The 13,739-nt window shown below is 50.6% G+C and carries 12 protein-coding genes and 3 tRNA genes; 7 read left to right on the top strand and 8 right to left on the bottom strand.

Annotation, left to right across the window (positions count from 1 at the left end; genetic code table 11):
- Positions 1-19 precede the first annotated feature (19 nt).
- Positions 20-2,368, top strand: coding sequence for a penicillin-binding protein 1C (gene pbpC / locus Q4E40_RS16030; RefSeq protein WP_303413581.1), 2,349 nt, complete (start codon positions 20-22; stop codon positions 2,366-2,368).
- Between the two features lie 359 nt (positions 2,369-2,727).
- On the opposite strand, the gene Q4E40_RS16025 is transcribed toward pbpC, so the two are convergent.
- From Q4E40_RS16025 to Q4E40_RS16015, 3 genes are all read right to left on the bottom strand, one after another.
- Positions 2,728-2,801, bottom strand: a tRNA-Arg gene (locus tag Q4E40_RS16025).
- Between the two features lie 71 nt (positions 2,802-2,872).
- Positions 2,873-2,946: transfer RNA gene (locus Q4E40_RS16020), tRNA-Pro, on the bottom strand.
- Positions 2,947-3,063: 117 nt separating this feature from the next.
- Positions 3,064-3,150, bottom strand: a tRNA-Ser gene (locus Q4E40_RS16015).
- A 320-nt stretch (positions 3,151-3,470) separates the two neighbouring features.
- Here Q4E40_RS16015 and Q4E40_RS16010 point away from each other — a divergent pair.
- The 4 genes from Q4E40_RS16010 to Q4E40_RS15995 are packed head-to-tail and all read left to right on the top strand — an operon-like array spanning position 3,471 to position 6,629.
- Positions 3,471-4,442 (top strand): vWA domain-containing protein, encoded by a 972-nt coding sequence (locus tag Q4E40_RS16010; RefSeq protein WP_303413580.1) that lies wholly within the window; start codon positions 3,471-3,473, stop codon positions 4,440-4,442.
- Positions 4,439-5,410, top strand: a complete 972-nt coding sequence (locus tag Q4E40_RS16005) for a tetratricopeptide repeat protein (protein ID WP_303413579.1) — start codon at positions 4,439-4,441, stop codon at positions 5,408-5,410. Before Q4E40_RS16010 ends, Q4E40_RS16005 begins: the two co-directional genes overlap by 4 nt.
- Before the next feature lie 55 nt (positions 5,411-5,465).
- Entirely contained in the window at positions 5,466-6,071 is a 606-nt protein-coding gene (locus Q4E40_RS16000) for a TetR/AcrR family transcriptional regulator (protein WP_303413578.1), read from the top strand.
- A 51-nt stretch (positions 6,072-6,122) separates the two neighbouring features.
- Entirely contained in the window at positions 6,123-6,629 is a 507-nt protein-coding gene (locus Q4E40_RS15995) for an acyl-CoA thioesterase (protein WP_303413577.1), read from the top strand.
- A 169-nt stretch (positions 6,630-6,798) separates the two neighbouring features.
- On the opposite strand, the gene Q4E40_RS15990 is transcribed toward Q4E40_RS15995, so the two are convergent.
- The 3 genes from Q4E40_RS15990 to Q4E40_RS15980 are packed head-to-tail and all read right to left on the bottom strand — an operon-like array spanning position 6,799 to position 8,033.
- Entirely contained in the window at positions 6,799-7,188 is a 390-nt protein-coding gene (locus Q4E40_RS15990) for a VOC family protein (protein ID WP_303413575.1), read from the bottom strand.
- A gap of 30 nt (positions 7,189-7,218) precedes the next feature.
- The gene (locus Q4E40_RS15985) at positions 7,219-7,656 is read right to left on the bottom strand and encodes an SRPBCC family protein (RefSeq protein ID WP_303413573.1); all 438 of its coding nucleotides are present in this window, start codon (positions 7,654-7,656) and stop codon (positions 7,219-7,221) included.
- Between the two features lie 35 nt (positions 7,657-7,691).
- Complete coding sequence (locus tag Q4E40_RS15980; RefSeq protein WP_303413571.1) at positions 7,692-8,033, bottom strand: zinc ribbon domain-containing protein YjdM; 342 nt, start codon at positions 8,031-8,033, stop codon at positions 7,692-7,694.
- A 206-nt stretch (positions 8,034-8,239) separates the two neighbouring features.
- Between Q4E40_RS15980 and Q4E40_RS15975 the strand changes: the two genes are divergently transcribed.
- Both Q4E40_RS15975 and Q4E40_RS15970 read left to right on the top strand, forming a co-directional pair.
- Positions 8,240-8,698 carry a PaaI family thioesterase gene (locus Q4E40_RS15975; RefSeq protein WP_303413569.1) on the top strand — a complete coding sequence of 153 codons (459 nt, stop codon included), beginning with the start codon at positions 8,240-8,242 and terminating at the stop codon, positions 8,696-8,698.
- A gap of 422 nt (positions 8,699-9,120) precedes the next feature.
- On the top strand, positions 9,121-9,732 hold the full coding sequence (locus Q4E40_RS15970; RefSeq protein ID WP_303413568.1) for a hypothetical protein: 612 nt from the start codon (positions 9,121-9,123) through the stop codon (positions 9,730-9,732).
- A gap of 141 nt (positions 9,733-9,873) precedes the next feature.
- On the opposite strand, the gene Q4E40_RS15965 is transcribed toward Q4E40_RS15970, so the two are convergent.
- Both Q4E40_RS15965 and Q4E40_RS15960 read right to left on the bottom strand, forming a co-directional pair.
- Entirely contained in the window at positions 9,874-10,389 is a 516-nt protein-coding gene (locus Q4E40_RS15965; RefSeq protein WP_303413567.1) for a hypothetical protein, read from the bottom strand.
- A gap of 222 nt (positions 10,390-10,611) precedes the next feature.
- Positions 10,612-13,518 carry an alpha/beta hydrolase family protein gene (locus tag Q4E40_RS15960; protein ID WP_303413565.1) on the bottom strand — a complete coding sequence of 969 codons (2,907 nt, stop codon included), beginning with the start codon at positions 13,516-13,518 and terminating at the stop codon, positions 10,612-10,614.
- Positions 13,519-13,739: the final 221 nt, after the last annotated feature.

Here is a 13,739-nt window from a genome sequence, read left to right as displayed (position 1 = left end):
AATAAATTCACAAACCAACATGCCAACACAGAATCCAAAGTACAACCCAATCCAACGGCTGCTCAGGTATAGCAAGTCCCTGCTAGGCTATACCTTATACTTTGCGTTGATCCTTTGCCTTGCCTTTGTGTTGCTCAACTCCCTCTACCCGCTCAAGGTAAACATCTCCTACTCCCCCGTTATAACCGCTTCGGATGGCAGCGTGATCAATGCCTTTTTGAGCCGGGATGATAAGTGGCGGATGCAGCTGGAACCGGACGAAATAAGCCCTGTGCTAAAACAGGCGGTGCTGCTGAAAGAAGATAAATACTTTTATTACCACCCGGGCATCAACCCATTTGCCATTTCACGAGCCTTCGTTAACAACATCTTTCAAAATAAGAAAACTTCCGGCGCCTCGACCATTACCATGCAGGTGGCCCGGTTGCTATACCCACAACAGCGCACCTACGCTAACAAGCTGATGGAAATGTTCCGGGCACTGCAGTTGGAATGGCATTACAGCAAAGACGAGATCCTGCAGCTATACCTGAACCTGGTGCCTTTTGGTGGAAACATAGAAGGAGTCAAGGCGGCTTCTGTTTTATACTTTCAGCAATCACCAGGGCAGCTGAGTCTGGCGCAGGCAGTCACGCTGACGGTTATACCAAACAAGCCCTCCTCACTGCGCATCGGTGAGCAGAACGAGCGGATCGTGGCCTTCCGGAACAAGTGGCTGCAGTACTACCAGGAGCAGCGGGCGTTCCCAGCCTCAGAGATTGAGGATGCTTTGCTGGAACCGCTGGAGGCACGTCGGCAGGAGGCCCCCAGAGTAGCACCGCACTTCGCCTACCGCATGTACCGCAGGTATAAAAACCAGCCAATCATTAAAACTACCCTGAACCGGCAGGTGCAGGAAAAAGTAGAACAACTGGCATACAATTACATGCAGCGGCTGCGCTACCAAAACATCCACAACGCGGCAGTGCTGGTCATCAACAACCAAACCAGGGCCGTGGAGGCCTACCTGGGCTCAGCCGATTTTAATGATGTTGCGCACCACGGGCAGGTAGACGGCATACGGGCCGTTCGCTCGCCGGGCAGCACCCTGAAGCCATTCCTCTACGCCACCGCTTTTGATAAAGGCCTGCTCACGCCTAAAACAGTCATTACCGATGTCCCTGTAGACTATGCCGGGTACCGGCCGCAAAACTACTTTGGCAACTACAACGGCAACGTCACCATAGAACATGCGCTGGCTACTTCGCTGAACGTGCCAGCCGTGAAGGTGCTCGACCAACTGGGTGTTCATACCTTTGTGCAGAAGCTGAAGCAGGCGGAGTTTTCGCAGATGGAGCGCATTGGCAACCAGCTCGGCCTTTCGTTGATCTTGGGAGGATGTGACGTGAAGCTGGAAGAGCTGACTTTGCTGTACGCTGCTTTTGCCAACCAGGGAAGGCATAGCTCCATACGCTGGCTACAACAGGACACCACTCAAGAAGAAATGCAGCTGCTTTCGCCCGCATCGGCTTATATGGTGAGCCAGATCCTGACGCAGCTCACGCGCCCCGACCTGCCGAACAATGCCCATAACAGTCCAAACTTGCCCAAGATCGCCTGGAAAACCGGTACCTCTTATGGCCGCAAAGACGCCTGGAGCATCGGCTACAACACGAAATACACAGTCGGCGTGTGGGTTGGCAATTTCTCCGGCGAGGGTGTGCCTGAACTCAATGGCACCGACTCGGCCACGCCCCTGCTCTTCGACATCTTTAACAGCATCGATTACAACTCCTCAGACGGATGGTTTCAGCAACCCAAAGGCATCGGTTTGAGAGCCGTATGTGCTGAGAGTGGCAGCCCGGCCAACAGCTTCTGCAAAAACCAGGTGCTGGATACCTTTATACCCGGCATCTCCTCCACGCAAAAGTGCAGCCACCTGAAAAGTATTGCTGTTTCTGCGGATCACAAGTATAGCTATTGCACCAGTTGCCTACCCGCTACAGGCTTCGTGCAGCAACTTTACCCAAATCACGCCCCGGAGCTGCTTACCTTTTACGATTCCGAAAAAATACCTTACCAGCAGATCCCGGCGCATAACCCCAACTGTAGCCGCATTTTCAAAGAGTTTGCTCCAATTATCACTTCTCCGGCTGCCGGTATGGAGTATCTACTTGAGCAGGAAGAGCGCCAGCAGCTGATGCTGCATTGCAACGCCTACAACGAGGTGAAGCAGGTATACTGGCACATCAATGACAAATTCCTACGCGCCACTGCTGCCAACGAGAAGGTGTTTTTTGAGCCACAGAGGGCCGGTAGGTATAAGATTTCTTGTACTGATGATCAGGGAAGAAATACGGACACCTACATTAGCGTGAAATTTCTGTAGGCAGCAAGAGAGGGGTTGAGTCTTTGTTACTGTGATGGCAGAGCTAGTGCCATTACTTTAAACATTCCAGTGTCCTTTCGACTTAGGAGCAGGAGCAATTATTACGGGAGAAATCTGATATGTTGTCAATACGGTGAGAAAATGCAGCTACCTGAGCTACGCCTGTCCCCGTAGACTATCATTTCGTGTACCATTGGGATGATCATACCCTAAGTTGACGGCCTTGAGGGGAATTCCCGTCATATGCTAAGAGAGCATTACAGGAGGAAAAGGAAATAGCCTACACCGACTATGTGCGAATTGTATGGACATAAAAAAAGCACTTACAAGTTTTACCTTATAAGTGCTTGATACTGAAGTGATCCCGTTTGGATTCGAACCAAAGACCTACTGCTTAGAAGGCAGTTGCTCTATCCAGCTGAGCTACGAGACCAGCGTCCTTAGGAGAGCGTTAGCTCTACCCTTAAACAAAAAATTTCGGAATTGCTTCCGAAATTTTTTAAGTCGGGGTGGCAGGATTCGAACCTACGACCTCCACATCCCAAATGTGGCGCGATACCGGGCTACGCTACACCCCGAACTATGCTTTCAACTCCGGTTAGCGATTTTGATGTCGCTTTTAATGTTGAACGCGGTGCAAAAGTAAGCGAAGAATTTAAATTGTCAAAACATTTTCAATTTATTTTTCCCGCTTGCGGAGGAGGGGGGATTCGAACCCCCGGTACCGTTTCCAGTACGGCAGTTTAGCAAACTGCTGGTTTAAGCCACTCACCCACCCCTCCGGGTCTCTCCCTGCTGAAGAGATTGCAAACATACTACATTAAATTTGCCCACACAATAGCACCCACCAAAATTTTAGCAAACAAACCCGCCTGGCATACCCCTAAACTCCTTTTTCTAAAACTAACTACCTGATTCTATTTAGCTTTCCGCGGGGATATTTCCCGAAAATAAATTAACCAAACTTCACCTTTTCGGAACGCTTCATCGCATCTACTCCATTACCCATACCTGTATCTGCTTTTAGCTCCACCCAAAAGCCCCGTACATTGGCTTTCCTTTCTTATATTTGTCATCGGGCCATTGCCCAAGCCTGCACAACATGACCTGGTACCAAACGCTAACGCTGCTTGAAATCCTCTTCGGCATCCTCTTCCTGGGGCTGTACATCGGGTACCTGTGGCGGGTGCAGAAGGTGTCTGCATTTTTTGGTCAGCGCCCGCACGGTGTCTGGGTGAAGTTTATACTGCGCCATGCGTATGTGGTGCTGCTCATCATCGCCATCCTCGGTCCCTCTTTCGGGGCCATGAAAAAGGAGATCAAAACCATTGGCAAGGACATTTACATCGCCGTGGACCTTTCGGCTTCCATGGACGCCAACGACGTGCAGCCCTCCCGCCTGGAACGGGCCAAGCGCGACATCATCCGACTGATCAGTCGCTTCAACTCGGACCGCATCGGGCTGATCGTGTTTGATTCAGAGGCCTATATGCAAAGCCCGCTCACCTACGACCAACAGGCTCTGACGCTCTATACTCAAACCCTGCGCACGGGTCTGCTGCCGCACGGCGGCACCAGCTTTATACCTGTGCTGGAACTCATCTCCCAGAAATTCGGGCAGGCCGCTTCGCCGGAGGCGAGTGAGCAAAAGGCCCGCATCCTGGTGCTTATAAGTGACGGGGAAGATTTTGGGGGCCGCACTTCTGACTGGGCCGACAGGCTGCGTGAGCAGAACATACGGGTGTTCGCTCTTGGCATCGGCACCACGGATGGCACGCAGATCCCGGCTGGCACCTCTTTCAAGAAGGATCAGCAGGGAAACCCCGTCGTCACACGTCTGCGCCCTGAGGGACTTGAGCAACTTGCAGAAGCAACCGAAGGCGAGTACTTTGAGGTAAACGGCCGCATTAGCGAGGTCAGCCGGCTCATAAATGCCATCAACAACATAGAAGGAGAACTGCGCGAAAGCAAGACTATTGATGTAACCGCCAACAAATACGTCTATCCGCTGGCCCTTGCCCTGCTACTGATACTGCTTGATATACTCATCACCGTTAAACTGATCAGGATATGAAAGCATTGGTAGCGGCCATACTGTTTATCGGGTTTCTGTCGGGTGGGTTGCGCTCCATCTCGCTTATGAACGAGCACGCAGAACTGGCCGCGGCGGCTTATAAGAGGGGTGATTACATAGAGGCTGTGGCCTCGTACGAGTATCTCATTGAAGATCTGGAAGTACAGGATGACCAGGTACGGCTTAACCTGGGACATGCTTATTTCCGGTTGGGTGAACTGCAGAAGGCGCAGCAGCAATATACGTTGCTGGCCAATCATGCCTCCCGCCACATCAAGGCTATTTCGCTTCTCCAACTTGGTGCCATCTCCTCACAAAACAGGAAATACAAGCAGGCCCTCTCCTACTTCCGCCAAACGCTGATCGTAGAGCCGGGCAATCAAGCAGCCAGGTATAACTACGAGCTGATTCAAAAACTGCTGGAAGATCGCCCTGAGTTGGCCCGGGTGGATGAAGAACACGAGGATTTACTTGCCGACCAGCACGCATCTCAGGACCAGCCGAAGCCACAGCAACAGCAAACTCCGAACGAAGAAGAGCAGGTGGAACAGCCGCGCAAAAACCCGGACACCGAAGGGGATCAGGAGGCGGAAGTAGACAAGCCTGAGCAAGATGACCAAGGGCAGCAGCAAGAGCAGGGAGGTACAGGACAGGAGGAGAATGGAAAAGAAAACGGCAAGCCGTCTGAGAAATCAGAAATCAGCGGGCAGGCGCCAGGCGACACCCAGGGCATGAACCCGGAAAGCAACTTTGATCCGAAACGACCGGAGCGCAGCCGCAGTGCAGAGCCGCTTTCTGACGCCGAGCAGCGGGCGCAGACCAGAAACAACCGGCTGCAGCAGCATAGAATCAATCCCGAAAAGGCCCGCCTGATGCTGGAGGCCATGCGTAGCGCCGAACAGCAGTACATCCAGCAGCTTCCTAAAAAAGCGACCCGCAAGCCCGATCCTACCAAACCGGATTGGTAATTGCTGATTTGCAAATTAAAAACCGATTGGTTTATTTTGCGTATTCATCAGTATCATGGAAGTAACTTTATCTAAAGCAGAGCGCACACGTCAGCTGATCATCGAGCGATCGGCTCCTCTCTTCAACCAGAAGGGCTATGCCGGCACGTCCATGCAGGATATTATGGCAGCTTCGGGCTTGACGAAAGGAGGAATTTACGGGCATTTTGAGAGCAAGGAAGAAATCGCCCTGGCCGCATTTGAACATGCAGCCGGCATCATCACACGCATGATCGGTGAGCGGATAGCAAATAAGGAAAGCGCCTCGGATAAACTGAAAGCCATTCTGCAATTTTACAAAACCTACCTTTTTTCGCCCCCTGTGCAGGGTGGTTGCCCTGTTCTGAACACAGCAGTTGAAGCCGATGATACCAATCCGTTGCTTCGGGCCAGCGTGGTCAAAGTGCTTAACCGCCTCCATAAGGCGGTCGCCAATATTGTGCTGCTAGGTATAGAGAGGGGTGAATTCAAGCGCGAAACTGATGCCCACAGATTTTCTATCCTGTTTGTGAGCATGATTGAAGGGGGCGTGATGCTTTCCAAGGCCTACGGCGACAACAAGTACCTCAGCACCGTTATTTCTCAACTGGAGCATATGCTCGGGTCTGAACTGCAAACCTGATTTTTTTTAATCTAAAATAAACCAATCGGTCTTTTTTAAACTTTGTTACCTATGGAAAAAGAGTATAGCAAAATACTGGAGAGCAAGGCGCTGGTCCGCTTCGAGGACTGCGACCCATTCGGTCACCTGAACAACGGCCGCTACATCAACTACTACCTGAACGCGCGGGAAGATCAGCTGCGCGACAACTACGACCTGGACATTTATGCGCTGGGGAAAACGACGGGCAAGGCTTGGGTAGTGGCCTCTAACCAAATCGCCTACCTGCGTGAAGTGAAGTTCATGGAAACGGTGACGATCAGGACCTGCCTGCGCTGGTACAGCGGTTCTGATTTAATGATGGAAGGTCAGATGGTCGATCCCAAAACAGGCGCGATTATCTCCGTGATCTGGACACGTTTTGCTTACATCGACATCCGAAAAGGGCAGAAAGCGGAACACAGTGAGGAGCTCACAAACCTGTTCAGCAGTGTGGCTATACTTGGAGAGGGAAAACCTGCGGAGTACTTCGAAGACCGCGTGAAAGAACTGCGAATGGCGTCTGTGGTACTGCCCTAAAACAAGGTATGATAGCTAAGCAGAAAGGCGCCTCAACAATAATTTATGATCTTGCCACAACATAGTTTTGGATTAGGAGTATATGGAATTCATAGCACAAAATATAACTATGAAAACGGGCAGCTAGTAATAGCTGCCTTTGTTTTTTTAGCTTGCTGATGAAGCTGCTTTAAAGCCTGGCATTTGGCGTAAACGCTACCTCCAACACGAAGCCATTCGGGGCGCGAAAATCAACGGTATAGTAACCTGCGCTATAGTGCGACATCTCCAGCGGACCCCGAATGATGTCAGCATTTTGCCGGCGCAACCACTCTCCCACCGCATCTACCACCTCCCGGCTAGTAGCATGGTAACAGACATGCCGCACACCCAGATTTTCATGAAAAGAGATTGGCATTTCTTTGAAATAGATTTCGTGCTGACCGCAACTAAAAGAGGTTTGGTTGAGTGCATGCCAGCCAATCAAAGGAAATAATTCGCTATAGAATCTCACCGATTCCTCCAGGTTTTTCACCCAAAATTCGATGTGGTTGATGCCGGGACCGCAAGGGTAATCCATTCTCTTAGCTGCTTTTCAAAAGATGATTGGTCAGTTGTTTTCCAGTATATCTTTCAGCTTTTTCAGATCCTTGTTATTGGCTTTTCGCATCATGCTGGCCATAAAGGGAGCGAATACTTTTGAGAAGCCTGAAGGCTGCCCGGCATTGCGCAAGGTCATCTGTGTGCTACCAGCATCGATCGCATTCCAGGTATAGGTTGTTTCCATCGGAAAGGGACCTTCGGCTGTTCGCATCACCAGTTTCTGTCCAGGGGTGTACTCCACGATCTCGTAAGTGTAGGCAAGTTTCCTGCCCAGGAAGTGAGCGACGAATGCTACCTGCGAACCAATTACCAAAGGCTTTGGTGTCTTCCACTCTACCGACTTTATGTTATCATACCACACAGGCGCATGATCCGGATCAGCGGCATAGGCCGAGACTTCTGTCAGCGGTCTGTAGATGGTTCTTTCGGTGAAGATATCAACCATAAAAAAGGTAAAAGTGTGAAAGAGTACTGCTTTATCTATGCCTTTCTGACAAACTCAGATTTGAGCCCCATCGAACCAAAACCATCGATCTTGCAGTCGATGTTATGATCGCCGTCGGTCAGGCGAATGTTCTTCACTTTTGTTCCCGCTTTAACAGGCTTTGGAGCACCCTTCACAGGTAAGTCTTTTATCACCACGACGGTGTCGCCATCCTGTAGTTGGTTGCCGTTTGCATCCACTACTTTCAATCCCACTTCTTCTTCTACTTCTCCCGGATTCCACTCGTTGCCACACTCCGGACAAGCGTAAAGTTCTTCGCCCATCGCGTAGCCATAAGGAGAGTTACATTTCGGGCACTGTTTTAATTCTTCTGACATAATCGTATTGTTAGTATTGTTTTGCTCTGGTACAGTTGATAAAAGAATGCCAATCCCGTTTCATCGTTTTTTCGCGACGCATTTATTCAGCTATACCTCACATTAAGCGAATATACAAACAATCCTCCACTCCTTGCCTTTTGTTTCCTCCCTAAAAGGGCAATCGCCTGATTAGCATTGCGTATACTTGCACAAAAAATCAGCGCATGTCTACTGAGCCCAAAGCACATTACCGGAAATTGGAAAAGCTATACCTGAGCGCCAACGTGCAACAGTTGTTTAGTGGCAGCAGCATCGAGGTGGCGCATGGCAAGGCCGAGATAAAGCTTCCGGTCGACCCAAAGTACTTCCATGGCGCACAGGCCATTCACGGAGCCACCTACTTCAAGCTGCTGGACGATGCCGCCTACTTTGCCGTAGCCTCGCTGGTGACAGACGTTTTCATCGTAACATCTTCATTTCAGATCAATTTGTTGCGCCCGGTAAACTCCGGCACCTTGAGAGCCGTGGGCACGGTGCGTTCTAGTGGCAAAAACCTGTTTATAGCAGAGGCGACTTTATACAATGAAAAAGGGAAAGAGGTCGCTTTTGGAACCGGCCAGTTTATGCGCACTGCCCAACCCTGGGTTAGCCTTGAGAATTACGATTCAGAAATTTCGAGTTAGAAGTTGAAGAACAAAAAACCGCTCGGATTGACCGGAGCAATGCTCATTTTTCATAGCGAAAAGGCGTACTAAAAACTTCCCGAATCTGTTTTCGCGGCATCTGACAGCTTGCTGCATGTAAAGTCACAGACTCCGAGCGGCGGCCGAGTATGACTGGTGACCTATACACTCCGTGCCCGTACGATACTCGAGCCCGATCCACCTCCCCAATTTAGTTACTCCTAAATTTTAGGATATACCTTTTGCAATATAGGAGTGGTCTCTCATTGCAGGCTATTTCTATGGACTGGATTTTCCGTTCACTAGTTATTTATAGCCATTCACACTAAGAATCAATGCTTTCCCACCGCATTCCTAAACAATTCTTTAGTTCATCGATTGTATACCGTATATATCTCACTTATAAAAAATTCAATAAAATTATGAAAAAATCTATCCAGAAAACATCCGCCTATGCAGCAGTTGCTGCCATTCTTTTTTCTTTCAATGCCTGTGAGCAGGCGGACGTGGCACCCGACGCAGGCTTGGCGGCGCAAGGCGTAGAGGAGGCACATCAGGCAAACTCTATGAACCTGAATAAAACATACACGGTGCACCTGATGGAACTGAATAACTCAGGCGTTAGTGGTATGGCAACAATAGATCTGAAAGGAGATATGATCGATGTGCAGTTAGATGCTTCGGGCTTGACACCTGACATGGAGCACATGCAGCACATACACGGCTTTACGGACACCAATAAAAATGCGGTTTGCCCGCCCATGTCGGCTGATACAGACGGCGATGGCTTGATCAGCCTGGTGGAAGGCGTGCCATTTTACGGACCCGTACTGGTACCACTAACCCCATACCCAACAGCTGATGCAGCTGGCATGGTAAACTTCATGAATGACTATGGTATTTCAAGAGTGGTCAGATCGCTGCAGAACAATGTAATCGTGCTGCACGGCATGTATGTAGATGGCGTATATGACGCAACCATACCTGTGGCTTGTGGTCAGATCAAGGTGATGAACAACGGTAAAGCCAAATAATTACCCTTCATTCACAAAATCTCTCTACATTCTTTTTGCAAAAGCAACAGGCCGCTCCGAGTTGGAGCGGCCTGTTGCTTTTGGTATTAAGGTGCTATACAGCATGTGCGTTTGCTGCTGCCCCGCAGAATAAGGTAGCACTCAGGCTGATACGATCGTGTTGGAATGCTCCTGAAAAGCAGCAGGTTTCCATTGGCTCTTGGTTAGAGACACAGTAGCCAAAATAATCACGGAAGAGATCACTGGCAGCAGACCGATGGGGTTCAGCGGAACGATTGGGAGGCTAAGCGCGACAATACTCCAGCTTACGAGGGTTAGCTGCTTGCGCAAATAGTGTTTCCCCTGGCTGAGCTGGCGGATACGACTGAGTTGTAAAACACTCAAAGCAATAAAGGTAATACCCATAAGCAGCATAGCATAGAACGGAAAGGTATATACAAATGACCCGGCCATAATCCGTTGCACGTTGACGGCCAAGACGGCTATGACGTGCGCTATCCAGTTAAACATGCACCATAAGGCAGCAAAGTTGACTAGAAATAAGGTAAACCAACTTACAGGAGTCTGACGGTTACGATACATGATATTACCCAGCATCCAACCTCCTATGATTGCCAGAAGAATAAGACTAGAATCTACAATGACGGTGTTTTCCATACGATCCTCAGCATTTTATTAAATCGAAAGTAAACTTAAATAAAATCAAAAACAGATCGATATAATGCCATAAATACCCCGTAAATACATCGCCCGAGCTGGTGAATGTATGGCATTAGAAAACAGAAGAGAGCTAAACTTACTTGCAGTATAAGTGAATTTAAACGACAAAGGGGGTATAACCAGCTGGCTACACCCCCTTTGTTTAAATGATTTATGATTCTATTCCTTCGGTGCCGAAGAAACCTGCGGCTCGGTCAGTTCAAAACCGTAGTCTTTGCCTTTGAGCAAGGTAGGTACGCCCTGGTCCATCCACTTCGGAGCCGGAGCGCCTTTGAGGTAGTGGTCGAAGAACTGCGACATACGCACCGAAAGGTCTTTGCGGTTTTTGCGCTGCACCAGGTTGTGGTCCTCACCATTGTACACCAGCATCCATACCGGCTTCTCCAAACGGCGCAGTGCCATGAAGAACTCGATGCCCTGGTACCACGGCACAGCACCGTCCTGGTCGTTGTGCATAATCAGCAGCGGCGTCTTCACACGGTCAGCGAAGAAGAGCGGTGAGTTCTCGATGAACTGCATCGGCTTCTCCCACAGCGTGCCGCCAATACGGCTCTGCGTGCGCTCGTACTGGAACTGACGGCTCAGGCCCGTGCCCCAGCGGATGCCGCCGTACGCACTCGTCATGTTCGATACCGGCGCACCAGCCATGGCAGCCTTGAACATGTTGGTACGCGTCACCATGTAAGCGATCTGGTAACCGCCCCAGCTTTGCCCCTGCAAGGCCATGTTCTTGTCATCCACGAAACCCTGTGCTACGATGCTCTGCACACCCGGAATGATGCAGTCCATGGCGCTCTCGCCCGGGTAGCCCTCGGTGTACACAATGTCCGGCACGAACACGAGGTAGTCGTTGCTCACAAAGTAGGGGATGTTGATGGTAGAGGCACTTGGTGCAGGTATACGGTGGTTGTGTATACCGTCAGAGGAGCGCTCGTAGAAGTACACCATCATCGGGTATTTCTTTTTGGGATCGAAGTTCTCCGGCTTGTAAAGCAAACCCTCCAAAGGTATACCATCGGTCGATTTCCAGCTTACCAGTTCCACATTGCCCCACAGGTAGTCCTTCATCTGCGGATTGGCGTCGCTCAGTTTCTCCACGTTGGCAAAGCTCAAATCAGCGGTATAGAGGTCGTTGTACTCGCGGAAGGAACCGCGGCGGAACGTGGTGCGGTCGCTGTTTTTGGCTTTCTTGAATGAGGTATAGCCATGCGGCGTCATCACCAGTTTTTCCGGCTGCGCTGTTTTGTTCACATAATCGCGGAAGAAACCACTTGACTTGTCGGTCAGGTTGAAGGCGCTCAGGTATAGCGTCGCGTTCTCGGGAATAAACTTCTCTTCGCTGTCGAGTTGCTCGTAGCGCAGGCGCAGTTTGTTATTGCGGCCATACTTGTCAGTCAGGTTCTCAGGGGCTTTTTTGCCGCTGGGGTCCAGTTTCCAGATGTCGAAGCGGTCGTACACCAGCAAGGCGTTGTCTTTTTCTACCCAGCCAGCCGCGCCGTAAGAGCCTGGTAAGGCCGGCACGTCGTTGTCCTCTTCATAAAAAGGCAAGCCGATGCGCTTGGTCAGGTTGATGTTGGCACCGCCTTTGGTGGTCATGGCATGCCAGCTGCTGTCGGTTGGCTCGTACCAGTACACATAAGCACCCTGCGGCGACAGGCGCGGCATACCTCTCGTTTCGTTCAGAATCTGCTTTGCCGTTCCCTTTTTCAGATCGATCAAATAGGCGTCTTTGCGGGTCGGGGTATCGTAGCCGATAGTCACTTTGTACTTCTCGTCGCTCACACCGAGCGCCACGTCTGCCTGGCCGTAGGCATCCAGGTATACGTCGGGCATTTCGAGGGTAGCCAGCTGCTGCATTTTCTTGCCGCGCAGGTCGTACATGGCCAGGAAAGAGCGCTTCTGGTCACGGCTCAGTTGCTTGAGCTGCATTGGCTGGATCAGGGGATCTTTGTAACCCCAGATGTCGAGGTTCACCTTTTCCTCCTCGAGTTTGGTCGTGTCCTTTTCGAAGCGCGTCGGGCGCGGGAAAGTGCCGAAGAACAAACGACGGCCGTCTTCTGAGAAGCGCAGGTTGCCGTGCTCACTCACCATCCAGGCCTTTGGCATTCCTTTGGTAATGGTATCAGCCAGCGTAATGGCTTTATTATCCTTCTTGTTCCAGTGGTAGAGGTTGAAATAGCGTAGCTCCGCTCCCACAGTGTCGGTGGTCGCCACATAAGCCAACTGCTCGCCCGCCTTGTCCGTGCTGATGCCCGTGTACGTCACCTTACCCGTATCGATCGGCATGACCTTGAGGTCGGCGATATTGAAGGCGTAAACCCCGGCAGTGTGCAGCGAGTCCAACTCATCCTTCACGAAGTACAGCATGTTGCCTTTCTCGGAGAACATGTAATCCACCACACGGTTGAAGCGGTGCTCCTGCCCGTCCTGAAGGTTACGAAGCACCAGCTCTGTGCCTTCCGATTTCTTCTGCTTTGGTTTGGCGGCAGATTTCGCGGCAGCTGTCTTGGCAGGCTCAGTCTTCGGAGTCTCAGGTATAGCGGGTTCTGTTTTCGTATCCCCTTTCTTGGCTGTCTCCTTTTTCGCCGGAACCGGTTTCTCGAGTTGGTAAGCTACCCAATTGTTTCCCTCTTTCGGCAACTTGTAGGATTTCACGCGCGGCACTTTCACCACGTTCATGTTCTCCAGCGCCACAATGGCCAGCGAGTCTTTCGGCAGGTCATCGCCTTTCTTCTTTTTCAGCTTGAGCGCACGCACCTTGTTATACTCCGGCTTGATCTGGAAAATGGCGTAGCGACTGTCGTTGGTGAACTCCGCTTTGGTGCCACGCGAGAACTCCCGCATGGCCTTGCTGGCGTAGTTTCGGATGTAGAGGGCGCCATCGCCTTCCTGCGGATCGACATTGAAAAGCACGTACTGGCCGTTATTGGAGAGCTTGTCGCCGGCTACGCCTTTCCAACTGTCGTATACGTCGTGGGTGAGTGGTTTTTTGCTGGCTTGCTGCTGTGCCTGTGCCTGACTGAGGCCGGCCCCAAACAGTGCCATCAACAATAGGAATTTCTTCATTGTAAAAGGTTTGGCTATCGGTTAGCGGATTTGATTGGTCTCTAAATGTACAAATTATTTTGCGGCTGCGCGCGTTATACCTTTAGAGGCAACTCTATAAGAAAGGTTTAAAGGCAGATGGTTTCGCAGCAATTTTTATGTGCTGCTAAAGTCCCCTTTTCAGACATAACAATTTAACAATTAAGCCCTAAAACCCTAAACCAGCCATTTACCTAACGATT

It is taken from the genome of Pontibacter coccineus, from assembly GCF_030546575.1.
GTDB classification, from domain to species: Bacteria; Bacteroidota; Bacteroidia; order Cytophagales; family Hymenobacteraceae; genus Pontibacter; species Pontibacter coccineus.
Note: the sequence above shows the minus strand (reverse complement) of the source record. Positions and strands in the feature narration are given on the sequence as shown.